24 protein-coding genes and 1 other RNA gene are annotated in these 24,471 nt (G+C 41.2%); 16 read left to right on the top strand and 9 right to left on the bottom strand.

All coding sequences use genetic code 11. The features are described from left to right. Window positions 1–23 precede the first annotated feature (23 nt). The 4 genes from fsa to ffs all read right to left on the bottom strand — a co-directional run bounded on the left by fsa (window position 24) and on the right by ffs (window position 2,195). Window positions 24–680, bottom strand: a complete 657-nt coding sequence (gene fsa, locus GTQ34_RS02355) for a fructose-6-phosphate aldolase (protein ID WP_166522153.1) — start codon at window positions 678–680, stop codon at window positions 24–26. 97 nt (window positions 681–777) lie between these two features. After that, a complete protein-coding gene (locus tag GTQ34_RS02350; protein WP_166522152.1) occupies window positions 778–1,197 on the bottom strand; it encodes a hypothetical protein in 420 nt (139 codons plus the stop codon). 33 nt (window positions 1,198–1,230) lie between these two features. Continuing rightward, window positions 1,231–2,040 (bottom strand): SDR family oxidoreductase, encoded by an 810-nt coding sequence (locus tag GTQ34_RS02345; protein ID WP_166522151.1) that lies wholly within the window; start codon window positions 2,038–2,040, stop codon window positions 1,231–1,233. A gap of 56 nt (window positions 2,041–2,096) precedes the next feature. Next, window positions 2,097–2,195, bottom strand: an RNA gene (gene ffs, locus GTQ34_RS02340) — signal recognition particle sRNA small type. 97 nt (window positions 2,196–2,292) lie between these two features. Here ffs and GTQ34_RS02335 point away from each other — a divergent pair. The 8 genes from GTQ34_RS02335 (at window position 2,293) to GTQ34_RS02300 (ending at window position 10,392) form a co-directional block, all read left to right on the top strand. Further along, entirely contained in the window at window positions 2,293–3,339 is a 1,047-nt protein-coding gene (locus GTQ34_RS02335) for a glutaminyl-peptide cyclotransferase (protein ID WP_166522150.1), read from the top strand. Then, window positions 3,339–3,728, top strand: coding sequence for an acyl-CoA thioesterase (locus GTQ34_RS02330; RefSeq protein WP_166522149.1), 390 nt, complete (start codon window positions 3,339–3,341; stop codon window positions 3,726–3,728). Before GTQ34_RS02335 ends, GTQ34_RS02330 begins: the two co-directional genes overlap by 1 nt. Beyond that, window positions 3,728–5,272, top strand: a complete 1,545-nt coding sequence (locus tag GTQ34_RS02325; RefSeq protein WP_166522148.1) for a choice-of-anchor Q domain-containing protein — start codon at window positions 3,728–3,730, stop codon at window positions 5,270–5,272. The genes GTQ34_RS02330 and GTQ34_RS02325 overlap by 1 nt, the downstream gene beginning before the upstream one ends. A 129-nt stretch (window positions 5,273–5,401) precedes the next feature. Next, a complete protein-coding gene (locus GTQ34_RS02320; protein ID WP_166522147.1) occupies window positions 5,402–6,136 on the top strand; it encodes a LytR/AlgR family response regulator transcription factor in 735 nt (244 codons plus the stop codon). A gap of 136 nt (window positions 6,137–6,272) precedes the next feature. Beyond that, on the top strand, window positions 6,273–6,431 hold the full coding sequence (locus tag GTQ34_RS02315; protein WP_166522146.1) for a hypothetical protein: 159 nt from the start codon (window positions 6,273–6,275) through the stop codon (window positions 6,429–6,431). 345 nt (window positions 6,432–6,776) lie between these two features. Then, window positions 6,777–8,873 (top strand): tetratricopeptide repeat-containing sensor histidine kinase, encoded by a 2,097-nt coding sequence (locus GTQ34_RS02310; RefSeq protein WP_166522145.1) that lies wholly within the window; start codon window positions 6,777–6,779, stop codon window positions 8,871–8,873. Then, entirely contained in the window at window positions 8,866–9,564 is a 699-nt protein-coding gene (locus GTQ34_RS02305) for a helix-turn-helix domain-containing protein (RefSeq protein WP_166522144.1), read from the top strand. Before GTQ34_RS02310 ends, GTQ34_RS02305 begins: the two co-directional genes overlap by 8 nt. 171 nt (window positions 9,565–9,735) lie before the next feature. Further along, entirely contained in the window at window positions 9,736–10,392 is a 657-nt protein-coding gene (locus GTQ34_RS02300) for a hypothetical protein (protein ID WP_166522143.1), read from the top strand. Between the two features lie 22 nt (window positions 10,393–10,414). On the opposite strand, the gene glyA is transcribed toward GTQ34_RS02300, so the two are convergent. Next, window positions 10,415–11,689 carry a serine hydroxymethyltransferase gene (glyA, locus tag GTQ34_RS02295; RefSeq protein ID WP_166522142.1) on the bottom strand — a complete coding sequence of 425 codons (1,275 nt, stop codon included), beginning with the start codon at window positions 11,687–11,689 and terminating at the stop codon, window positions 10,415–10,417. Between the two features lie 239 nt (window positions 11,690–11,928). On the opposite strand from glyA, the gene GTQ34_RS02290 reads away from it, so the two are divergent. Next, entirely contained in the window at window positions 11,929–13,113 is a 1,185-nt protein-coding gene (locus GTQ34_RS02290; RefSeq protein WP_166522141.1) for a hypothetical protein, read from the top strand. A 36-nt stretch (window positions 13,114–13,149) separates the two neighbouring features. On the opposite strand, the gene ytxJ is transcribed toward GTQ34_RS02290, so the two are convergent. Continuing rightward, on the bottom strand, window positions 13,150–13,539 hold the full coding sequence (gene ytxJ / locus GTQ34_RS02285) for a bacillithiol system redox-active protein YtxJ (protein WP_166522140.1): 390 nt from the start codon (window positions 13,537–13,539) through the stop codon (window positions 13,150–13,152). Window positions 13,540–13,683: 144 nt separating this feature from the next. On the opposite strand from ytxJ, the gene clpB reads away from it, so the two are divergent. From clpB to GTQ34_RS02270, 3 genes are all read left to right on the top strand, one after another. Continuing rightward, entirely contained in the window at window positions 13,684–16,284 is a 2,601-nt protein-coding gene (gene clpB, locus GTQ34_RS02280; RefSeq protein WP_166522139.1) for an ATP-dependent chaperone ClpB, read from the top strand. Window positions 16,285–16,420: 136 nt separating this feature from the next. Next, on the top strand, window positions 16,421–17,734 hold the full coding sequence (locus GTQ34_RS02275; protein WP_166522138.1) for a gluconate:H+ symporter: 1,314 nt from the start codon (window positions 16,421–16,423) through the stop codon (window positions 17,732–17,734). A 130-nt stretch (window positions 17,735–17,864) separates the two neighbouring features. Next, window positions 17,865–18,467, top strand: a complete 603-nt coding sequence (locus GTQ34_RS02270) for a TetR/AcrR family transcriptional regulator (RefSeq protein ID WP_166522137.1) — start codon at window positions 17,865–17,867, stop codon at window positions 18,465–18,467. On the opposite strand, the gene GTQ34_RS02265 is transcribed toward GTQ34_RS02270, so the two are convergent. Further along, a complete protein-coding gene (locus tag GTQ34_RS02265) occupies window positions 18,464–19,924 on the bottom strand; it encodes a PorP/SprF family type IX secretion system membrane protein (protein ID WP_166522136.1) in 1,461 nt (486 codons plus the stop codon). The two genes, GTQ34_RS02270 and GTQ34_RS02265, sit on opposite strands and share 4 nt — an antisense overlap. Window positions 19,925–20,005: 81 nt before the next feature. Here GTQ34_RS02265 and GTQ34_RS02260 point away from each other — a divergent pair, with 81 nt between their 5' ends. Continuing rightward, window positions 20,006–20,518 carry a histidine phosphatase family protein gene (locus tag GTQ34_RS02260; RefSeq protein ID WP_313790399.1) on the top strand — a complete coding sequence of 171 codons (513 nt, stop codon included), beginning with the start codon at window positions 20,006–20,008 and terminating at the stop codon, window positions 20,516–20,518. Here the strand turns inward: GTQ34_RS02260 and GTQ34_RS02255 are convergent. Next, the gene (locus GTQ34_RS02255; protein WP_166522134.1) at window positions 20,515–21,258 is read right to left on the bottom strand and encodes a DUF6503 family protein; all 744 of its coding nucleotides are present in this window, start codon (window positions 21,256–21,258) and stop codon (window positions 20,515–20,517) included. The genes GTQ34_RS02260 and GTQ34_RS02255 overlap by 4 nt on opposite strands. An 82-nt stretch (window positions 21,259–21,340) precedes the next feature. Here GTQ34_RS02255 and smpB point away from each other — a divergent pair, with 82 nt between their 5' ends. After that, a complete protein-coding gene (gene smpB, locus GTQ34_RS02250; protein ID WP_166522133.1) occupies window positions 21,341–21,802 on the top strand; it encodes an SsrA-binding protein SmpB in 462 nt (153 codons plus the stop codon). Here smpB and GTQ34_RS02245 read toward each other — a convergent pair. Continuing rightward, window positions 21,799–22,440, bottom strand: a complete 642-nt coding sequence (locus GTQ34_RS02245) for a protein-L-isoaspartate(D-aspartate) O-methyltransferase (protein ID WP_166522132.1) — start codon at window positions 22,438–22,440, stop codon at window positions 21,799–21,801. The genes smpB and GTQ34_RS02245 overlap by 4 nt on opposite strands. A gap of 114 nt (window positions 22,441–22,554) precedes the next feature. Between GTQ34_RS02245 and GTQ34_RS02240 the strand changes: the two genes are divergently transcribed. Together GTQ34_RS02240 and GTQ34_RS02235 are read left to right on the top strand one after the other, a co-directional pair. Next, window positions 22,555–23,520, top strand: coding sequence for a Gfo/Idh/MocA family protein (locus tag GTQ34_RS02240; protein WP_166522131.1), 966 nt, complete (start codon window positions 22,555–22,557; stop codon window positions 23,518–23,520). A gap of 59 nt (window positions 23,521–23,579) precedes the next feature. Further along, complete coding sequence (locus tag GTQ34_RS02235) at window positions 23,580–24,467, top strand: 3-hydroxybutyryl-CoA dehydrogenase (RefSeq protein WP_166522130.1); 888 nt, start codon at window positions 23,580–23,582, stop codon at window positions 24,465–24,467. The last annotated feature ends 4 nt before the right edge of the window (window positions 24,468–24,471 follow it).

Below are 24,471 nucleotides of genomic sequence, written 5' to 3'. Positions count from 1 at the left end.
GATAATTAAAATTCTTTTCCTAGTTAAGAGTTTCCCTTTTTATAATCCGCCAAGAATTTTTCCAATCCAATATCTGTAAGTGGATGTTTCAATAGGCCATCAATGGCAGATAAGGGTCCGGTCATTACATCGGCGCCTAGTTTAGCACAGTCAATTATGTGCATGGTATGGCGAATGGATGCTGCAAGTATTTGTGTTTCAAAACCATAGTTGTCATAAATAAGACGTATTTCTGAAATAAGATTCAATCCATCCGTAGAAATATCATCCAACCTGCCTAAAAATGGTGAAACGTACGTCGCTCCAGCTTTGGCGGCCAAGAGTGCCTGTCCTGGAGAAAATACCAAAGTACAATTGGTGCGTATACCGTGGTCTGAAAAGTATTTCAATGCTTTGACACCATCTTTGATCATCGGTACCTTAACCACAATCTGCTCGTGTAGTTCGGACAGTTCCTCGCCTTCCTTAATCATGCCATCAAAATTGGTGGATACCACTTCTGCAGACACGTCCCCATCAACAATGTTGCAAATATCCACGTAGTGCTTTAAGATATTATCCTTTCCTGTAATTCCTTCTTTGGCCATCAATGATGGGTTGGTGGTCACCCCGTCCAATACACCCAATTGCTGAGCTTCTGAAATTTGGTCCAAATTGGCCGTATCAATAAAAAATTTCATGTTTTCGAGCTATTTTTATGTTGTAATAGAATTCGTTGCGAATTTACAACATTAACCAACCCTGTCTCCCATATTTTATCAAAATATCTTAGGAGCACTAGTCCACCACCTGAATTACAAAATCCCTAACAGCAGAATCAGAACAGGTTGGGCTGCCATCGAATCCGTCATAGTCATAGGATTCAACAAAAAGTTCTACTCTAAACCTATAGTTGCCCACATCTTCAGGTACGCCAAAAAACTCGATAGACCTCCTGTTGATGTCATAAAAAATACCCGGGGGAAGCTCTCCAAAAATTTCAAAATCGTAGAAGTAGTCGTTGTCGTTGACCTCGTTGCTGATTTCGGCCGTAATAATATCGTAATATCTTTCTCCGAGAAAACCTATTTCCAAGGATCTATCGTGAATCTCTGGATTGATATTAAAAATGCACTCGTAGACTTCATCACAACTGTTGACAAAAAGGGCAACACATGTGACCAGACAAATTTTTAGTATTCTTTTACTTTTTTCCATGCTAAAATGAGAATCAAAAAACATGCCATCTATCTAGAGTTTATAGTGATTGAGCAAAAGTTTTTCGTACACCTTACCGGGCAGGATTTTCTTCAAAAACAATGAAATTTTTTGCATAAAAGCCCCCACCGGATAATGGATCTTAGGTTTTTGCTTTTGTATGATCTTATACACTTTGCGGGCTACCATCATAGGGTCTCCCCCTGCATCAACGTGTTGATTCATCAAGTCCAAACTTTGTTGGTATACTTGCTCGTAGGCCGACCCCTGTGCCACAGGGGCATGATAGCGCCCAGCCGCAATGTTGGTCGTAAAATCACCAGGGGCCACATTGGTAATCTTAATGCCAAAATCCTTGGTCTCCATACGAAGCGCCTCCGTAATAAGACCCAAAGCACCTTTTGTTGCTGAGTAATAGCCTCGGAATGGCAATCCCATGTAGCCTGCAATGGAAGTTATGTTGATGATGAGTCCGCCCCCTTGTTTGCGCATTTGAGGCAAAACTGCTTTCATCATGTGCACCGGACCATGAAAATTGGTGTCGAAAACGTTCAAAATCTCTTCATGGGGGGTCTCTTCTACTGGTCCTGTGATGCCCACACCTGCATTGTTTACCAATACATCGAGTTTTCCTTCCTTCGATACTATTTGGGAAACGGCTTTTTGTATACTTTCGGGTGATTTCACATCCAATTGGAGCAATTCAAAAGCATCAAAATCAGTGTGCTTGTTCAAGTTTCGGGTTGTGCCATAGACCTTATTTCCCTTTGAAGTCAAGAAAGTTCCAATAGATTTTCCTATGCCAGAGGAACCACCAGTGATCAAAATAACTTTTTTGTCCATTTCCTGCTTGATTTTTAGAGGGGAAAGGCTGCAATCTACTGAATTTTGGGCACAAAAAAAGGCAAGCTACCTACATCGCACCGCTACGACCACATACCCTTGCTGCGTTCCCGCCCTGGGGGATTCTGCAGGAGCTGGTCGTGTAGGACTTGCCAAATGCAAATATACGACCATTTTAAATTTGCTGCAATCCTATTTCATTCTTAATTTCGATGACCTGAGACAACATTCATGAACTTTAGTACCAAAAAAATGGTCAAACTGCTTTCCATATTCGGTTTTCTTCTTTTTTTCCTTGGTTGCGGAGGTGATACCGACCCATCCAAACTGTTTTCCATTCAGCTTGAGAACAAAAACAAGCTCCAACAAAATCAGGAAATTGGAGTGGCGATAAAGAACAAAAAGGGTATTGCCCTTGACCATGTCCAATATTTGATTGATGGACAAGAATTACCCTTGGAAAATGGGAAAATAAAACTGATTTCACAGACTTTGGGAAATAAAACGTTGATTGCCAAAATCACCTACGGGGAACAGTCTGTTGAGATTGAGAAAAAGATAAGACTTTTGTCTTCCACACCACCTGAAGTTTACACCTATGAAATAATCAATACCTATCCCCATGACCCGAAAGCATACACACAAGGTCTGGAGTTCTACAGAGACACCTTATATGAAAGTACAGGAAAAAAGGGAGCCTCTACGTTGAGGAAAGTTGATTATAAAACTGGCAAAGTATTACAAAAAGTTGATCTGGACAATACCGTGTTCGGTGAAGGGATTACAATAATAAACGATAAATTGTACCAGCTTACCTGGCAAAGTGGGTTCGGGTATGTCTACAACCCTACCAATCTCGAAAAATTAAGAAACTTTACCTACGGTAAAAGCCGTGAAGGTTGGGGACTTTGCAATAATGGAGAAAAAATCTTCAAAAGCGATGGAACGGAAAAAATCTGGTTTTTAAATCCCAACACGCTCAATGAACAGGGTTATATTGAAACGGTCACAAACAAATCCATATTTAATAAGGCCAACGAACTGGAATATGTGGATGGAAAAATTTACGCCAATGTGTATCAAAGGGAAAGCATGATGATCATTGATGCTGGTTCAGGAGCTATAGAAGGAGTAATCAACTTCGGTGGTTTAAAGGGAAAAGTGAAAAAAGGACCGGAATGGGACGAAACCAATTCGGTATTAAACGGTGTTGCATACCACAAGGACCGAGGCACTTTTTTTGTAACTGGTAAAAACTGGGACAAATTGTTCGAAGTTCAAATTATGAAGAAGGAATAATGCGTCGCTATTCGGAAGTCCGTGAAGTTACCCAAGATGATTTGGATGAACTGAAACACGTAAACAATGTGCGATACGTGCAATGGATTCAAGATATTTCTAAAAGTCACTGGTTTAAGGTCACCTCTCCCGAAATACGCCAAAAAATGATTTGGGTTGTAAAAAACCACAACATCACATACCACCAATCAGCCGTTCTGGGAGATTCCGTTGCACTTGAAACCTATATCAAAGAAAATAAGGGCCCCATCTCCACTCGAATTGTGGAAATAAAGAACAATAAAACAGGGCAACTTTTAGTTAGCGCTAGTACGGAATGGTGTCTTTTAAATGGCCAAAGTTTCAGACCGAAGCGGGTACCGGAATCCGTTAAAGAATTATTCCAATAATGGCGAAACATTCATTTTCTTTGGGATTGGCAGTAGCATTGACCCTCATTTCGGTATTTCTGCTGAGTTCTTGCCGGGAAGATTTTAATTATGTCCCCAGTTCAGGAAATCTTCGTTTTTCCAAGGATACCGTGTTTCTGGATACCGTATTCACCAATATTGGCAGTAGCACGTATACCTTAAAAGTCTACAATACTTCTGACGAAGACATCCTGATTCCCTTCGTAGGTCTGGAAAATGGACAGAAAAGCAGCTACCGACTCAATGTGGACGGTATAGCAGGAAAAGAGTTTGAAGACATTCCCTTGTTGGCCAGGGACAGTCTTTTTGTTTTTATAGAAACCACATTTGACATTTCTGAAACTTTTGAAAATGAATTCTTGTATACGGAAGATCTGCTTTTTGGAAGTGAAAATTCTACTCAAAAGATTGCATTGGTCACTTTGGTAAAGGATGCCATATTCCTATTCCCTTCCACCCTTTCCAACGGCAGCAAACAGACACTTGTTTTGGGATTGGACGAGGCAGGCAACGAAATTAAGGTCCAAGGATTTGTTCTGGAGCCCAATCAACTAGCTTTTACCAATGAGAAACCTTATGTGATTTATGGATATGCCGCTGTTGCAGAGAGCACTACGTTGACCATGGAACCTGGAACTCGGGTTCATTTTCACAATAATTCCGGTATTGTGGTAAATGCGGGAGCCAACCTACAAATCAACGGTGCCTTGAGCCTGGACCAAGAACTTTTGGAAAACGAGGTCATCTTTGAGGGCGATCGGTTGGAGACCACCTATGCAAACGAACCCGGTCAGTGGGGAACTGTTTGGATACAAGAGGGAAGTGTGGACAATCAAATTAATCATCTCACTTTAAAAAATGGAACCACAGGTCTTCGGGTGCAAGGGACAAATCCGTGGGATACACCTACACTCACAATTCGCAACTCACAGATATACAATAGTTTAAACAGTAATTTTTGGGCCACTTCTGCATTTATTATTGCCGAAAATACAGTGTTGGGCAGTGCGGGAAACACCTCCTTGACTCTTGATTTGGGTGGAAATCATCAGTTTACGCACTGTACTGTGGCCAACTATTGGAGCAATGGCTTTAGAGCTGGTCCTGCCTTACAACTATCCAATTCCAAGGGCCTCGAATCAGCTGATCTTGTTAACGCCGATTTCATTAATTGCATTGTGGGCGGAAGCTCCACAAAAGAGCTGGCACTAACACAAGATTCGAGTGCAGATTTCAATTTTCGTTTCCAAAACTGCCTGATTCAGTTGGAGGATGCTGACAATCAGTTCGCATCGGACCCCTTATTCGATTTTGACGATGCCGCCCGTTACCTGAATATTCTTTTGAATCAACCTCCGAACTTTCTTCAGCCATTTCAAAACCAATTTCAAATTGGACCTGGCTCTGCGGCAATTGATGCGGCGGAACCTAATATTGCCAATCCCGTTCCGATGGATATCTTGGGAAATAATCGAAGCCAAAATCCGGATATTGGTGCTTATGAGTTCGTTGCTGAGAATTAGGATTTTAGGAAAAAAATAAAGGCTCCGTAAGAAAACTTCCTGATTTTGAGGATAATCCATAGTTTTTTTAAGGAAAAACTGCAATCGTTTTTTATTAGCTGTTAGTAACTTGCACCCAGCACATTACCCATGGATTATACCTACGTGATAATAGATTCTGATGCTTCTTCCAAACTGCAAATACAACTATATTTGGAAGAATATGATGATTTTACATGTGCGGGCATGGCCCAGAATCCATCTGATGGTCTTAACACCATACTTAAGCATACTCCAGATGTGGTTTTGGTAAATTTGGGCGAACAGGGTATGTCCTACTTTCAAATGGTCACGGAGTTAAACGAATACATTCAAACACTGCCCATTATGATAGGGTTCTCCAAAACCAAAAAATATGCCTACAACGCCATCAAAAGTGGGTTCTTTGATTATTGGATCCTTCCACACAACGAATTCGATATTCGAAAATCCATAATGCGGCTTCGCAAAAGACATCCAAAACAAATACTGCCTTCCACCATCTGTCTTAAATCATATAAGGACTACAGATACTTGGACACGCGGGAAATATTGTATTTGAAGTCGGATAACAACACCACAGATTTTTTTATGAAGGATGGCCGTGTGGTAAGTGCTTTCAAAACATTGAAATCTTTTGAGGATACGCTGCCTAAAAGCTTCATTCGCATTCACCAAAGCTATATTTTGAACAGCACCTATGTTTCGCGCATTAATTATGGTAAGTCCATCTGCACTTTGCGTAATGAACGGCAGGAGGAAATTCCCTTTACCAAAACCTATCGGGACAAAATAGATGCCTTAAAGGAAATGCTGTCCAAAACAGCAATTAAGGCATTGAATTAGACAAATTCTTTCAGATTTCCGTAAAATTCTAACAGAAGCTGGGTAAATACTAAAACCCCAGTGCACTCCGCTACATACGTTTTATTGAGTGTTATTTTGGCTGCATAAACCAATTTTTAACTTTAAAACGTAGACTATGAAAAAAGTTTTAACTATTGCAGCCGTGGCCCTTTTTACCTTAGGAATGTTCTCTTGTGAAGCCGAAACCGATGTTCAGGAAGCCGAAAGCCTTTTTGCAAGTTTAGATCAGGAGGCTACTGACGGAAAAGAAGCAAATGATGATGATAGACAATAGCTAGTTCCATGTATTGGGCAAAATTAGTCCGAATATGGATTGTTCTTGTAATCAATATTTGGTTTTTGGGAATGTTTTCGATACAATATGCCATGAATGACAATGAAATGGTCACAAACTTGTGGTTCAAAATAGCTAAACTACAACAAAAACAACTCAGGGAACCTATTAGACCCCAAACTGTAAAAGAAGTGGTGCCTCAGTTGCCGTATACTATGGATGAGGATCGCAAATTATAGCAAATGTATTCTAGATTTATAGCCCCATATCCCGGAAGGGTTTGGGGCTTTTTTAGTACCTTGTAGTAAAAGATGGTAACCAACATTTGATTTTTAGTACATTCTATTGAAAAACAGCTTCTTCATACTATTCATTTTACTATTTACTGCATGCGGGCATAATGGAAAGCAACAAGTACAGGAAGAAAATCCGCTATCCAAAAAAATTGAGAGTTGGATTTCCATTTCTAAGGACAGTACAGAACTGTTTATGGAAGAACGTAAATCCTTTTTGCAACAGGCGGAAAACTTGGCCAATCAAATAGACAATGACACTACACGGCTAGACCACCTTTCTCGAATATCCTTAGCGTATAAAAAGATAGAAGATTCCTCAGCTTTTAGAAGCATGAATAGGAAAGTTCAAGATTTGTCACAAAGGGCTCAGCTTTACAAGACCTTGGGAGAGTCCCATTGGGATTTGGCTTCCTTTTTTCGTGATTATGGGGTGTTGGACAGTGCTTATTTTCACTTTAGAAGTGCTTATCGAAGCTTTGACAAAATGCCCATGGATTCCACCTCTCGTTCACTGCAAGGTCGCATGCTATATAGTATGGGAAACATTCAGAATTCTTATAAGGATTATTTGGGCGCAGAAATTAGTATGACCAAAGCCTTAAAGATTTTTGATGATTTGGATGACCAGCTCAGAATTTATAACTGCTACAACGTTTTGGGTATTATTGCTAGCGGTATGGATAACAACACGAAAGCTTTAGAGTATTTTGAAAAAGCTAAATCCCAAATTAGGTTTCTAGAATCGACAAACAAAACTAGGTTCGTCTGGCAAAATCAAAACAACATTGCAGATGAGTTTTTAAATATGGAAGAATATTCTGATGGAAAAAAGGCATTGCAAAAACTTATAACGGATGACAAACTGAGAAAAACTGCTCCAGAATTGTATTCTTTAGCGCTTGCAGGCTACGCCTACTCTATTTTTAAGGAAGGTGAAAACGTGGATAATGTTAATGAATATTTAGAAACCGCCATCAAAATTCACGATAGTGTTGGCGACTTATATAGCAAAGCCCGGGCAAAGCAGTACTATGCCGAACTGAAAATGTCCCAAGGTGATACCGCCCTAGCCATTCAATATGCCCAAGAGTCGCGAAATATTGCGCAAGAGACCAGCAATAATGATCGCTTGTTGGAGGTGCTTCGACTGCTTACCCAATGGGACAGTGAAAACGCTGTGGCCTATTCCAATGCCTACTACAACCTGAACGAGACCATAAAGGCAGAGGAGCGCGCCAAAAGGGACAAGTTTGCCCGGATCCGTTTGGAGACTGACGAGGTAATTGAGGAAAACAAGTTTCTCACCCGTCAGCGGCAAATATGGATAGCAGCGGCATTGGCCTTGATTTTTATGGGTGTGGCAACCATAATCATCGTTACCCAGCGGGTACACAACAACAGGCTCAAATTCAAACAAAAGCAACAAGAGAGCAATCAGGAAATCTACAACCTGATGCTTTCGCAACAGGGCAAACTCAAGGAGGGTAAACAATTGGAGCAAAAGCGTATTTCGGAAGAACTACATGACGGCATTTTGGGCCAAATGTTGGGTATTCGGCTTATTCTAAGCGGCCTCAATGGAAAAGGCGACCCCGGTGCCGTGGAAAAACGAGCCGATTTCATAGAAAAATTACGGGAGGTGGAAGAGGAAATCAGGACCATTTCCCATGAGCTCAGTAATGCCTCCTATCAAAAATTTTATAATTTTATTGTATCGTTAGAAGATTTGATAGATGACATTGGCAAATCCTCTGGAATCTTGTGTAATTTCACATACAGTTCCAAGGTAGATTGGGACAGCCTTTCTGGTGACACCAAAATCAATATCTATCGTATTGTTCAAGAAACGTTACAAAATTGTGTAAAACACGCGCAATGCACCCAAGTGGATATTGCAATGAAAGTTGACGATGACATGTTGGAATTGAGTATTGCCGACAACGGCATTGGCTTTGATACGAACAAGGCAAAAAAAGGGATTGGCCTCAGAAATGTCGCATCGAGGGTAAAAAAACTAAAGGGTACCTTGAAGGTAGACAGTACAAAAGGTAAGGGAACTGCCATTTGGGTTCAAATTCCCAGCAGTCCAACCCTATTGAAAGATTCAAAAGAGACTAAAAAAACAAAACAAGCACTCAATGTCTAATCCAGAACACACCGAGGAAGCGACCAAAACTCTGCGCATATTGGCTGTGGACGACCACGAAATAACCATATTGGGCTATAAGTTCATTTTGGAAGATGTGGAATTTGATGGATATAACATTATTGTGGACACCGCCACTACTTTTGAGTCTGCGAAAAAAATAATTGAAGATTCTGTTGACTCCTTCAAGTACGATATTCTTTTTTTGGATGTACAACTGTTCGCTCCCAACGAAGACCAACCCTACACAGGTGAGGATTTGGGCATTTTGGCACGAAAGCTGGTTCCAGAGACCAAGATAGTCTACATGTCCTCCTTCAGTGATAACTTCAGGATCAATAGCATCTTAAAAACTGTAGACCCAGATGGCTATCTGGTAAAAACCGATATTGATCCCAAGAGTTTGGAAGATGCCGTTAAAACCATTGTGCTTGACCCACCCTACTATTCTTCAAAAGCTTTAGGGGCCATCAGAAAAAAAATGGCCAATGATATAGAACTCGATGAAAAAGACCGAAAAATACTCTTTCACCTATCGAAAGGCACCAAAACGAAAGATTTGGAAAAATTTATCCGGTTGTCCCCCTCTTCCATCGAGAACAGGAAGCGTCATTTAAAAACGCTGTTTGGAACGGAAAATGAAAACGACCTCGCTCTAATTTTGGCCGCTAAAAACAAAGGTTTTATTTAAATAAAAAAAACGGCTAATCTGACGTTTTTTGGCTTTATGTGTCTTTTTTACTGCTTTTGACCAAAAAAACCTACAAAATGTATAAAATCCATAGAATTTTTAAGGATTTGCTGTAATCCCAAAAAAAAGATTCACTTTAATTTTAGTATAGCTAATATTGAAAGTGATTCAATGTCGATACCAAACAATACCGATCCCTATTTTTTTAACGAAATCAACCCTGATAAAGGAATTACCAAAGGTCTAGTGGAATTCATGAATTCGGTTGACAGAGATTTTTTTTCGGAAACCAAACTCCTCTTTAAGCACTCACAGGAAAGTAAAAAAACTGAACTAATTCTTGATATATGTTGCAATTTTGGCCTAACGGTAGGTCTTCACCATTTTAATAGTGGAAGTTGGGGTGGTTTTAATAGTGCTGATAATGGTAGCAAACCGGTACTATCCTTTTTGGAGACCTTTAATAGGTTGAACCAGTGTAACGACAATACATTGGAGCTTTCGGAAATTTCCTTGAATTTTTTGGACACATCCATCATCATTACTCAACTGTATGACCAAAGCATCCCTGAGCAGTTGGAGCAGATAATTACCAAGGTAAGCGAACACTTCGTCTATTTTACCAAAGGACTGACCGAAATGCCCTATGAAATTTTTGTTCCCGTCTTTGAGGATACCCTCCCAGACATACCAGGTCTGGAAAAAGAACAAAACAATTATTTTAGCTATTGGGGGTTGTATTTTGAAGAGGGCATAAAACACCGGGTTATGGTATACGACTTGGAAAACAAGCAATTTTGTAACGAAGATCTTTTTTTATTGGAATAAGCTACAAGTAAATATCCTACAATTACCCATTGAACAAAGGTCGTGACTTCATCAAGTCATTGACCTTTTGTTTTATTTGAGCAATTACCTCCTCATTATCCGGTTTCATGATTACCTGATCAATAAACTCCACAATGGTTTCCATGTGTTCTTCTTTTAGACCTCGGGTAGTGATGGCCGGGGTGCCAAATCGGATTCCCGATGTGATGAAAGGGGATTGGTCATCAAAAGGCACCATATTCTTGTTCGCCGTGATGGCAGCCTTTTCCAGCGCTTTTTCAGCATCTTTTCCGGTAATATTCTTGTTTCTTAGGTCAATCAACATCATGTGGTTGTCCGTACCGCCTGAAATTACTTTGTAATCCTTTTTCATGAAGGCTTTGGCCATAGCCTCTGCATTTTTCTTCACTTGTAACATATAATGCAAAAAATCATCAGAAAGTGCTTCCCCAAAAGCAATTGCTTTTGCGGCAATAATATGCTCCAACGGACCTCCTTGATTGCCCGGAAATACCGCCAAATCCAAAAGCCCGGACATCTTTCTCAATTTTCCACTCTTCAAAGTAATACCAAAAGGATTGTCGAAATTTTTTCCCATTAAAATCAACCCGCCACGAGGGCCCCTTAAGGTTTTATGGGTGGTTGTGGTAACAACATGGCAATGTGGAATGGGATCGTTGAGAATTCCCTTAGCTATCAACCCTGCAGGATGGGAAATATCGCCCAGCAAAATGGCGTCCACGCTATCAGCAATTTCCCTAAAACGTTTAAAATCCATATCCCGTGAATAGGCCGACGCTCCTGCAATGATCAATTTGGGTTTTTCCTTATCCGCAATTTCTTGGATTTTGTCATAATTCAATGTCCCGGTCCCTTCATCTACTCCATAAAAAACAGGACGATATAGTTTTCCCGAAAAATTAACAGGAGAGCCATGCGTTAAATGCCCTCCATGTGATAAATCAAAACCTAAAATAGTGTCACCAGGCTGCAAACATGCATGGTAGACTGCCGCATTGGCTTGCGACCCGGAATGTGGTTGTACATTGGCATACTCCGCCCCAAAAAGAGCCTTGGCCCTATCAATGGCAAGCTGTTCCACTTCATCTACAACTTCGCAACCGCCGTAGTAGCGTTTCCCTGGATAGCCCTCAGCATATTTGTTGGTCAGTACAGATCCAGCGGCCTCCATTACCTGGGGACTGGTAAAGTTTTCAGAGGCGATAAGTTCTATCCCTTCAATCTGTCTCTCCTTTTCCTTTGCTATAAGGTCAAAAACCTGATGATCTCTTTGCATTTATCTAAAATTAAGAAAGGCTAAAATTACAAATACGATGTTGATTTGAAACCAAAAAAAACGCGGTACCCTAAGTTTTTATCAAACAACAATTAACAATGCATCAAAAATCAAAGACTTTCCAGTTTTTGGGTTTTACACCGATGATATACTACCGTTCATCCTTTTTCGTTACTACAATGATGGTTTTTGGCACAGCAATTGAAAAAACCAACATGTAACCAATAAAATCTGAAACCATGAAAAGAATACTACTCTTAACCACATTGATTGTTCTTGCCGCATGTAGCGGTGTCAAGAAAACACAGGAAGCCCTGAATAGCGGTAACTATATGACTGCAATGAACAAGGCCATCAAGAACTTGGCAGACAATAAGACCAAGAAAGGCCATCAAGATTATGTATTGCTATTGGAAGAGGCCTTTGCCAAGTTCACCGACCGTGAGCTACAGCAGATTTCCTTTTTACAACAAGATGGAAATCCTGCCAATTTAGAGAGGATATTTAAAAAGTATCAACAGCTAAGGGGTATACAACAACGTATCAGGCCCCTTTTGCCATTGCCAATTTATGATGAAGGCCGGGAAGCGCGATTTTCTTTTAAGAATTATGACAGAGACATTCTTGCCGTTAAAGAAGACCTATCGGAATATTTGTACGATAACGCTTCCATGCTTTTGACTTCTGCAAGACAGAAAGCCGATTATAGAGCTGCTTACGACGATTTGAAATATCTTCAGGACATTAATCCAGGATATAAAGATGTTGTGGGGAAAATGAATGAAGCCTATCAAAGAGGTTTGGAATATGTAAAGGTGGAAATAGGAAACGCCACTCAGCAAATCATTCCCGAACGGCTTGAAAGTGAGCTTTTGGATTTCAACGCATATGGCATAGATAATTTTTGGATGCAATATCATACCAATCCGCTATCCGATGTGAAGTATGACTATGCCATGAACCTCGATTTTATGGAAATCAATATATCGCCCGAGCAGGTGAACGAGACCCAAATCATCAAGGAAAAACAAATTAAGGATGGCTATGAGTACCTATTGGATGAGGAAGGAAACGCCGTAAAGGATAGTCTTGGAAATCGAATTCAAGTGGACCGATTTAGAACGGTACAGTGTAATTTTTATAGGTTCACTCAATTTAAAAGTGCCCAGATTGGAGCCAAGGTACGTTTTACGGACCTTAGGAGCGGACAGGAAATCAACTCCTATCCCCTATCCAGCGAGTTTGTCTTTGAGCATATATATGCCAACTATCAAGGAGACCGAAGAGCCTTGGATACTGATTTAATTGCTTTGCTGGATTTAAGGGCGGTGCCTTTTCCCAGTAATGAGCAAATGGTATATGATGCCGGAGAAGACCTGAAGGCCCGACTCAAGAGCATTGTGAGTCAACACCAATTTAACTAATTAAATAAAAAAGCCCCGACAGCTGTCGGGGCTTTTTTATAGATAGTCTTGAAGGTTTATATCTGCAATGGCCCCATGGGAAGTATGAAAAACAACCTTGCCTTCTTTTATAATCAAAAGTTGGGGTGATTGATGCATAACACCAAACCGAGATGTTATGGCATTGGAAATATCCCTATGGGCATGCAAATCCAACAGGTGAAAATCGGCATTTTCTTCAGCAGCGTAAGAAGAAGAAAACATCCGCAACACCATACCACTGATTCCACACGTAGTGGAATGTTTAAATACTACTTGCGCCTTGCTTTTTGATTGCTCCACTAAATCATCAAGTTGCGAAGAGGAAATTAACGAAACCCATGGCACGCCACCGTTAGATGTTTCTTCTTCACTTTTACTTCCAAATAAATTGTCAAAAAATCCCATGGGTTAAATTTAAGACCTATGTCGTTAAAGAACAACAAACTTACAACCTGACGAAATGTCCTTGTTTTTCAATGATTTGGTGACATTTTGACCGGAGCTTAGCTCTGGTAGGATTGTTGACCAATAATGGTAAAAAGATTAGATATGAACTTTAACAACTTTACCATAAAATCACAGGAGGTCGTTCAAAGGGCGCAACAATTGACCCAAGAATATGGCCACCAACAGATAGAGAACGAACACCTATATAAGGCCATTGCCGAGGTGGATGAGAACGTGTTGCCATTCATTCTCAAAAAACTGAATGTTAACAATGTTATGGTCAACCAAATTTTGGATAAGGAGCTTGAAAGCTTTTCCAAAGTATCTGGGGGAGACATCATGCTTTCAAGGGAAGGGGGCAAAACTTTGAACGAAGCCAGCATAATTGCCAAAAAACAAGGGGATGAGTATGTTTCGGTGGAACACTTATTGCTTGCGTTATTTAAATCCAAAAGTAAGATTGCGCAAATCCTAAAAGACCAAGGCGTAACCGAAAAAGACCTGAACGCTGCCATAAAGGAACTGAGAAAAGGTGGAAAGGTAACCTCTCAAAGTGCAGAGGAAACCTATAATTCACTGGATAAATATGCCAAGAACCTGAATCAGTTGGCCGACAGCGGTAAATTGGACCCAGTAATCGGCAGAGATGAAGAGATAAGAAGGGTATTACAAATCCTATCCCGTAGAACAAAAAACAACCCCATGTTGGTGGGCGAACCTGGAGTGGGAAAAACGGCCATCGCCGAAGGATTGGCCCATAGAATTGTACAGGGGGATGTACCTGAGAATCTCAAGGACAAGACCGTCTATTCGCTCGACATGGGAGCCTTGATTGCAGGTGCCAAATATAAAGGAGAGTTTGAGGAACGCCTAAAGGCGGTAATTAAGGAAGTGACCTCTTCGGATGGCAATATTGTGCTCTTCATTGATGAAATACATACACTGGTAGGTGCAGGAGGTGGGCAAGGTGCCATGGATGCCGCCAATATTCTAAAACCCGCATTGGCCCGTGGTGAGCTTAGAGCTATTGGAGCAACTACTTTGGATGAGTACCAAAAATATTTTGAAAAGGACAAAGCCTTGGAGCGTAGATTTCAAAAAGTGGTGGTCGATGAACCTGATACGGAAAGTGCCATCTCTATTCTTCGGGGAATCAAGGAAAAGTACGAGGCCCATCATAAAGTGAGGATAAAAGATGAAGCGGTAATTGCCGCCGTAGAGCTTTCGCAGCGCTATATCACCAATCGGTTTTTGCCGGATAAGGCCATTGACCTTATGGATGAAGCCGCATCCAAAATACGAATGGAAATCAACTCCAAACCGGAAGAACTGGATGTGCTAGATCGCAAGATCATGCAATTGGAAATCGAAATCGAAGCCATAAAAAGGGAAAACGACAAGGAAAAGCTGCAAAGTTTAAACCTTGAACTGGCCAATTTGAAAGAAGAGCGCAATGAAATCTTTGCCCAATGGGAAAGTGAAAAAACCGTTGTGGATGAAATTCAAAAAACAAAGCAGGATATAGAGAATTTCAAGCTCGAAGCGGAGCGTGCAGAACGAAACGGCGATTACGGAAAAGTAGCCGAGCTGCGCTATGGAAAAATCAAAGAAGCACAAGAAAAACTGGAAAAATTGCAGGATGATCTTGCACAACAGCAAATTGCGGGTACTCTCATCAAAGAAGAGGTGACCAACGAAGATATTGCCGAGGTGGTGGCCAAATGGACCGGTATCCCTGTGACCAAAATGATGCAAAGCGAACGTGAAAAATTGCTAAAGCTAGAAGATGTATTGCATCAAAGGGTCGTGGGACAAGAAGAAGCCATTGTTGCTGTGTCGGATGCCATTAGAAGGAGCCGTGCAGGTCTCCAGGACAGCAAAAAACCAATAGGTTCTTTCCTCTTCTTGGGAAATACCGGAGTTGGTAAAACGGAACTGGCCAAAACATTGGCCGCTTACCTTTTTGATGATGAAAACGCCATAACACGTATTGACATGAGCGAATACCAAGAAAGGCACTCTGTGAGCCGTTTGGTAGGCGCACCTCCCGGTTACGTGGGCTATGACGAAGGAGGTCAATTGACAGAAGCTGTGCGAAGAAGACCATACTCCGTAGTGTTGTTGGACGAGATAGAGAAGGCCCATCCCGATACGTTCAACATCTTGCTTCAAGTGTTGGATGAAGGAAGATTGACAGACAACAAAGGACGTGTTGCCGATTTTAAGAACTCCATCATCATTATGACCAGTAATATGGGTAGTCAAATTATCCAAGAAAAGTTTGAGGATGCCATTGATGTGGACAGTGCAGCAGAAGCAGCAAGAATCGAAGTAATGGGATTGCTACGCAAAACTATTCGTCCGGAGTTCTTAAACCGCATTGATGATATCATCATGTTTACTCCGCTGAGCAAATCCAACATCAAGGATATCGTCAGGTTACAATTGGAACTGCTTAAAAAGATGGTGTCCAAACAGCATATTACTTTGGATGCGACTGAGGAAGCCATTGCTTATTTGGCTGAAAAAGGATATGATCCCCAATTTGGCGCCAGACCTGTGAAAAGGCTCATTCAAAAAGAAGTGCTCAATAAGTTGTCCAAAGAACTATTGGCTGGAAGCATAAAATCGGATAGTATTGTACTTTTGGATTCATTTGATGACGAATTGGTGTTCCGAAATCAAAATGAACTGGTTAATTAATTGAACATCACTCACTGATAAGCCCTTTTCTTTTAATAGAAGAGGGTTTTTTGATTGGGGAAACATGATTCATTGTAATTGGTTTCCCATGATTCTGGGTTAAATATGTATTTTAGTCCGATACATACCAGCCATTATGCCATTGATCATTGCCATTGTAGGTATTCTACTGCTCTTCCTACTGATAGCCAAATTAAAACTAAACGCCTTTTTATCATTTATCATTGTCTGTCTTTTTGTGGGCATCTTCCAGGGTATGCCTTTGGACCAACTGGTACAATCTATCCAAAGAGGTATCGGGAACACGTTAGGCTTTTTAGTGCTGATACTTGGTTTGGGAGCCATGTTGGGAAAATTGGTGGCGGACAGTGGTGCTGCCCAACAGATTACTACACGTTTAGTCGATAAATTTGGGGTAAAACATGTGCAATGGGCCATGGTCATCACAGGATTCATCGTAGGTATTCCCATGTTTTATTCTGTAGGCTTCGTCATTTTAATTCCGCTAGTTTTTAGCGTAGCAATTTCTACCAAACTGCCCCTATTGTACGTGGGGTTGCCTATGCTGACATCGCTATCAGTGACCCATGGTTATCTCCCTCCCCACCCTGCACCCACCGCCATTGCCGCTATGTTCAATGCGGATATAGGGAAGACTTTGCTTTACGGTGTCGTGATTGCCATACCAGCCATTATCGTGGCCGGACCCCTATTTGCCCGAACCATTAAAAATATTGAGGCCAAACCATTAAAAGAGTTTTATAATCCAAATATCATCCCTCCAGAACAACTACCGTCTATCTGGACAAGTATTTTGACTGCCCTCTCGCCCATCATTTTTATTGGAATTGGTATCGCAGCTGACCAATTTATCGTAGCAGGCACATTAAAAAACATCCTCATGTTTATAGGGAATCCCGTCATCGCCTTGTTACTTTCCGTGCTATTGGCAATCTATACCCTTGGTTTGGCAAAAGGAAAGAAAATGGGAACCCTTATGGATTCATTGACAACCTCGGTGTCCAGTATTACCATGATTCTATTGATCATTGCAGGAGCAGGCGCTTTAAAAGAGGTGCTAATAGACAGTAAAGTAAGTGATTATATAGCCGCCAGCCTAGAAGGCTCGAGCATATCGCCGTTGTTCTTGGCCTGGTTTATTGCGACGGCAATCAGGGTAAGTGTAGGGTCTGCTACGGTAGCGGGGCTGACTGCCGCAGGAATTGTACTTCCCATGGCAACAGACCTGAATGTAAGTGCAGAGCTTATGGTCTTGGCCATTGGATCAGGAAGTTTGATGCTCTCCCATGTAAACGATACTGGTTTTTGGATGTTCAAGGAGTACTTTAATTTATCTGTCAAAGAAACTTTATCCACCTGGACAGTCATGGAAACCCTTGTGGGTATTATGGGTCTTATAGGAGTTTTGACCTTGAGCCTATTCATGTAAAATTATACAGGGATGAAAAAAAACTGCATTGAATGAGCACATTGTTAAATCTTAGGTGATTATTGATTTTAATACCGTACAGTATCCATTTTTTTTTATATTAGTTACCGCTAGGCCAACCACCTAAACCATGACCAAAAAAGCAGAACGCACCACCGCTTACATTATTGAGACTGTAGCGCCTATTTTCAACAAGTTTGGATATGTGGGCACCAGTATGAGCGATCTTACGGAGGCCACAGGGCTTACCAAAGGTGCCATCTATGGTAATTTTGAGAACAAAGAAGCCTTAGCTTTATCTGCCTTTGAATATAACCGCAATCACTTACTTTCCGCAATTGATGAAAAATTGGGAGTTGAGGGCAGTGCCATGGATAAACTGGATTCCTTGATGCGGTTTTATCGACAGTACGATGTGTTTACCCTTCCCATGGGCGGGTGTCCCATATTAAATGTGGGGGTGGATGCCCAGGCCAACAATAAGCTTTTGACTGCTGCCGTCAGGGAAACAATTAAGGAACTTGAAGGGAAAATAGCTTTGGTCCTTGAGGATGGCGCCAATCAGCGTGAAATACAGCTACCTGTACCTCCGTTGCAGTTTGCAAAGCAATTGTTTACAATGATTCAAGGTGCTATTGCCATGTCCACCATGACACGGGATCGAAAATACCTCATCAATACTATTGCCTATTTGGAGCATTTGGTACGAAATGAAATCAAACGGGATTTTTAATCTCCCCGGACCCTAAAAATCCAAATTTCTCCGGTGTACTTTCCAAAGAACTTACTGTCCCGTGCCTTTCGAGCCTCATTTATGGTGTTATAGCGTTCCAAGTACACATAATTATATTTGTTGGCACTTCGGTAAAAGGATTTGGGCTCCAAGCCCCTTTTTCGTAAGGTCTGCATGAAGTTTTCGTAGTACTTTTTAGTCCCAAACACGTTGGTAATCAAATAAAACCCTGGGATAAGTCCATCTTCACTTTTTACCTCTTGATAACGCTCGTTGGGCTTAACTTCCACCTTGACTTTTTGTAATGCTGCAATGCTGTCCAGCATTCTCTGTTGCTCAACTTTTTCGGTCTCACGTTGTAGTCGAGCTATGGAGTCTCTTTCATGTTGTTGTTTTTTCAACAAAAACTGTCGTTCGGCCTCCTCTTGTTCTGCCTCTTTTTCAGCTGTGAGTTCTTGTTGCTTCCTTTGTTCTCCTTCCAATCGCATGCGTTCTGCTGCAAGCGCATCATCTTTTTCCACATCAAAACCGACCACTTTCTTTCTACTGTCTGGTTTTCCAAAAGAATACGAAGCGAGCAACTCAATAGTTGGGTCTTCATTATTAAGAGCAGTGTCGGTTCCAAATTCCATCAATCCCCCGATTGAAAAACTTTTGGCAAAGGTAACCCCGATGCCTCCTGATACCCCATAGAAATTATTATAGCCTCCCTGAAGCCAAAATTTGGAAGTGGACAACAAACCATTTATCCCAAATTGTGTGTCTCCATCCGGTATGGATTTCATGTAAACCACAGGTCTAACAAAACTGTTGTCGCCATTTGAAAACAAGGATACGGGAAAATCGTTGCTCAAGGTTCCGGTTATAATTTTGAAGTTGCCAGAATTAGTGCCGCCATCTTCAGAAACATCAAGGCCAACGGCATTTTCAAAAGCCAGCCCCAATCCAAATCTATTCACTTGTAAGCGCACCGATGGGGAAAACTGCAAAACAAAACTATTGGTAGCATCAAGCTCCGGAAGTTCAACCTGCGGGTCGGGCACAAACCGGTCGTCGGCCAATTTTTCTTGAAAGGCAAACAGGTTTAAGCCGGCCATCAGTTGAATGTCTGAATCAAAATGAAAAACATAAACGTACCCAAGGTTGGCCCCTACGTCCAAAAAGGTCCCTGTATTATGCTGTACAAAACCCAGTGCAAATGCTGATTTTGGATTTATTTGATGTGTATAATTGGCAAAAATTGTTGTGGGGTCTCCATCTACGGTCTGCCATTGCCATCGTGTCCATAAGGAAATGGAATTAGGCGCATTCCAGTCGAATGCGTATGTTGCATTAAGCAGGTTGGCATTGAAATGTGTAAGCGTATGCTGCCTGAAATCTGTAGGCAACGAAAGCTCCTGTCCTGACACAGAAATGACAGTCCATGCCATCAGGTAGCAAAGCAATATCTTACGCATGTGGGAAAATAAAAATTAAACCTTACTTTTAGTCTCTATAAATACAAAATCATTTTGGGATAAACACCATTTAGTATGCGAATGACCAAAATTTTAGTTGTCTTGCTCCTAATTTTTACTTTGAGCAATGGATGCAAAAATGACCCAAAGACTGAACCTGTTATTTCCACATTTTATTTTATCCGTCATGCTGAAAAAGACCGTACTGATCCCGAAAATGCCGATCCTGAGTTAAATCAGGATGGTTTGGACAGGGCCATACGCTGGGCCGAGGTTTTTGACCCCATCGACCTAAATGCCATTTATTCCACCAACTACGAGCGTACTTCCATGACCGCTGCCCCTACATCAATCAAAAAAAATATTGACGTTCAATATTACGATCCCAGTGTGTTGGATATTGAGGATTTCAAAACCAATAACGAAGGACTAAATGTACTCGTAGTGGGCCATAGCAATACCACCCCGGAATTTGTAAACAAAGTGATTGGGCAAGAAAAATATAAGTCCATGGATGACAATGACAATAGCAGCCTTTTTATCGTCCGGATCATCGACGGCATTCCTACCGACATTCGACTTAAAATGGACTAATTCTCTGTTACTTTAATCGCTTTTAGCTCAATTTTGGATAGGAGTTCCAACTCCCCTTTTTCAAAAAGCTCTCCTATGGACAGAATATCCGTGTTCTTGGATTTAGGTTTATAATTGTTATAATCCACAAAGCGAATCCCATTCACATAGCGCTCATTGTACGCTTCCCTGAAACGCTGCCCGCCCCCATTCACATGAAAATCGTAGGCAAGGTAATCGGGTTTAAAGGTATTGATATTGAACCAATAAATGTATGTGTCATCAAAATCATCGCCCCCGCCCTCTTGATCAAAAATGACTTTGACCTTATAGTACTCTTGACCTTTTATCGACACCTTTCCCAAAAGTGCTTTGTTCACAGCAGGGTCATTCAGTCCATAGGGCAATCGAGCAAAATAGTGCACTGAATTCACTGAGTTCGAGTATCTGTTGGCTATGGAATCGGGCAAGGAAACCAGGGAGTCATTTATAAAGCGTTGAAACACTTTATCTGACTTAATGTCCGTAATGGTCACCGAATCCAAATGAGATATCCTCTTCAATATTTTCTGGCCATCAACAATCTCAGATTCATAGGTTCTGTTTCGGAAAACAAATGAAGTATTATGGTTCTGATATCGTGCTCCGCCACTATCTTTTATAGACTCATCCACAATTTGTTGAGCGGTCAAACCCTCTCTTGGGGCATCTTTACAGTTCAAAAAGAATAGTATCAAAAGAGGAACAAGATATCTTTTCATTGGTTCGGGTTTATATGCATAATCGTAAAATGTAGTTCAACATTACAATTTTCTTTCGGAAGAGTTCCTATTTTTGCCCCTGATGCAGAAAAAAATCAATATAAAGAACAAAAGGGCCCGTTTCGATTACGAAATACTGGATACATACACCGCAGGCATTGTACTGGGCGGTACCGAAATAAAATCCATTCGTCTAGGCAAAGCTTCCCTTTCACAAAGTTTCTGTGAATTCAATGACAAGGGTGAACTGTTTGTAATCAACATGCAAATTGACGAATACAGTCATGGTGGTCATTACAATCACAAGCCCAAAGCAGAGCGCAAGTTGTTGCTCAACAGAGGGGAGTTGAAAAAATTACAAAAGGAAGTCACCACCAGTGGTTTGACCATCATCCCACTTAACCTATTCATAAATGATAGAGGTTTGGCCAAGATAAACATTGGTCTTGCCAGAGGTAAAAAGCTCTACGACAAAAGGGAGACCATTAAGGACCGGGAAAGCAAGCGTAATCTGTCTAGAATCAAAAAAGATTTCAACAACTAATTCTTGTCTTCAAGCAGCGGAACAAAACGAAAGTGTCCCAATTCTTGCTTTTCAAACTCTTTCTCCGACTTACGGAGGTACATGGTCATAATCTGATTGTTAACACCCACGGGAATTACCAACCTGCCTCCTATCTTAAGTTGAGACATCAATGCTTTGGGTACTTGGGGCGCGCCTGCAGTTACAATAATACCATCAAATGGCGCATGTTCGGGCATTCCTTTATATCCATCGCCAAACACAAATTTCTTGGGACGATAGTTCATTTTCTTGAAGAAACGGCTGGTTTTTTTAAAGAGCTCCTGTTGACGTTCAATGGTAAACACCTTGGCCCCCATATGAAGTAAAATAGCCGTTTGATATCCACTTCCAGTGCCAATTTCCAAAATCGAATCATTGGGCTTTACCTGAAGCAATTCCGTTTGGAAAGCCACTGTGTAGGGCTGTGAAATGGTTTGGTCGGCATCAATGGGAAATGCCTTGTCTTGATAAGCATGGTCCTCAAAACTACTGTCCAGAAACAAATGCCGTGGCACAGTTTTAATGGCATCAAGTACTTTTTCATCCTTAATGCCCTTTTTCGCCAGCAACTTTGCCAACTTATTCCGCATGCCCTTATGCTTCAACGTGTCCTTCATGAATTTTGGTCTGGTCCACGAATTTAAAAAGTTCCTAGCAACTTTGTTTTAGGTTACCCTTTATTTTTATGGAAGAGTGCCGCCATATCCGTATTTTTGAAAAAAACACACAATATGCTTAAAGTTGGTGTCCTGGGTGCGGGACATTTAGGGAAAATACACCTCAGGCTTTTGAATCAATCCGATAAATATGAACTTGTAGGCTTTCATGACCCGGATGAAATTAATTCTAAAAAAGTGGCGGCCGAATTCGGTTATTCCTATTTTGAAAACATCAATAACCTCATTGAAGCCGTTGATGTTGTGGATATTGTCACCCCGACCCTTTCCCATTTTGATTGTGCCAAAAAGGCTATTGAAAAGGGGAAACACATTTTTATCGAGAAACCAATAACCAATACCTATGAAGAAGCATTAGCGCTTTTGGAATTGGTTAAAAAACATCATGTTAAAGGACAAGTGGGTCATGTAGAGCGTTTTAATCCCGCATTTTTGGCAGTTAAAAACAAGATTGACAATCCGATGTTCATCGAAACGCATAGACTGGCAGAATTCAATCCGAGAGGTACGGACGTGCCCGTGGTTTTAGACCTTATGATTCATGATATAGATGCCATTTTGAGTGTGGTGCCTTCTGATGTAAAACAAATCAATGCAAGCGGTGTATCGGTGATTAGTAGCTCCCCTGACATTGCCAATGCCCGCATCGAATTTGAAAATGGCTGTGTTGCCAACCTCACTTCTAGCCGCATTTCACTAAAAAATATGCGTAAATCCCGATTTTTCCAACGAGATGCATACATTTCCGTGGACTTTTTGGAAAAGAAAGTTGAAGTGGTCAAAATGAAGGACGCCCCAAAAAATCCAGGGGATTTTGATATGATTCTTCAAAATGCGGAAGGTATAAAAAAACAAATCTATTTTGAAAATCCAGAAATTGAAGTGAACAATGCCATTTTGGACGAGTTGGAGACCTTTGCTGATGCCATTGAAAATGATACCACACCTGTTGTTACCTTAGAACAAGGTACACAGGCACTTCGGGTTGCCCTTCAAATTATTGAATCCTTTGAAAACTAATTTTTTATCGGTTCGAGCGCAGTCGAGAACGACCAAATTAATCACAAAAGAGTATTAGAATGAAAACAGTCGCAGTAATTGGTGCCGGTACCATGGGAAACGGAATAGCCCATGTTTTTGCCCAAACTGGGTTTCAGGTACATCTCATTGATATTGCCCAATCGTCCTTGGATAAAGGATTGGCCACCATTGCTACAAACCTGGACCGCATGTTGGCCAAAGAACGAATAACGGAAAAAGACAAAACATCGACCTTGAAACGGATTGCCTTATTTACCAGTTTAAAAGATGGTGTTGCGCAAGTGGATTTGGTCGTGGAGGCCGCCACGGAAAATCTCAACCTCAAACTGAAGATTTTTAACGATTTGGATACGCACTGCAAGGCAGCCGCTATCTTGGCTACCAACACTTCATCCATTTCCATTACCGAGATAGCCGCCGTTACCCAAAGACCGGAGAAAGTCATTGGAATGCACTTTATGAACCCTGTGCCAATTATGAAGCTGGTCGAAATCATAAGGGGTTATAGCACTTCAGATGAGGTTACAGAAACCGTTATGCAATTGTCGCTGCAACTGGGAAAAACACCCACCGAGGTGAACGATTACCCAGGCTTTGTGGCCAATCGCATTTTGATGCCCATGATCAACGAGGCCATAGAAACCCTTTACAACGGCGTAGCTGGAGTACATGAAATAGACACGGTAATGAAATTGGGCATGGCCCATCCCATGGGACCGCTTCAATTGGCGGATTTTATTGGCTTGGACGTTTGCCTTTCCATACTCAAGGTCATGTATGATGGATTTAAAAATTCAAAATATGCGCCCTGCCCCCTATTGGTGAATATGGTTATGGCCGGAAAACTGGGCGTTAAGTCCGGAGAAGGTTTTTACGACTACTCGGGGTCTCGAAAGGCAGAACATGTATCAGCACAATTTAAGTAAACAT

It is taken from the genome of Flagellimonas ochracea (assembly GCF_009903685.1).
Taxonomy (GTDB): Bacteria; Bacteroidota; Bacteroidia; order Flavobacteriales; family Flavobacteriaceae; genus Flagellimonas; species Flagellimonas ochracea.
This window is presented reverse-complemented; position numbering and strand designations above follow the sequence as displayed.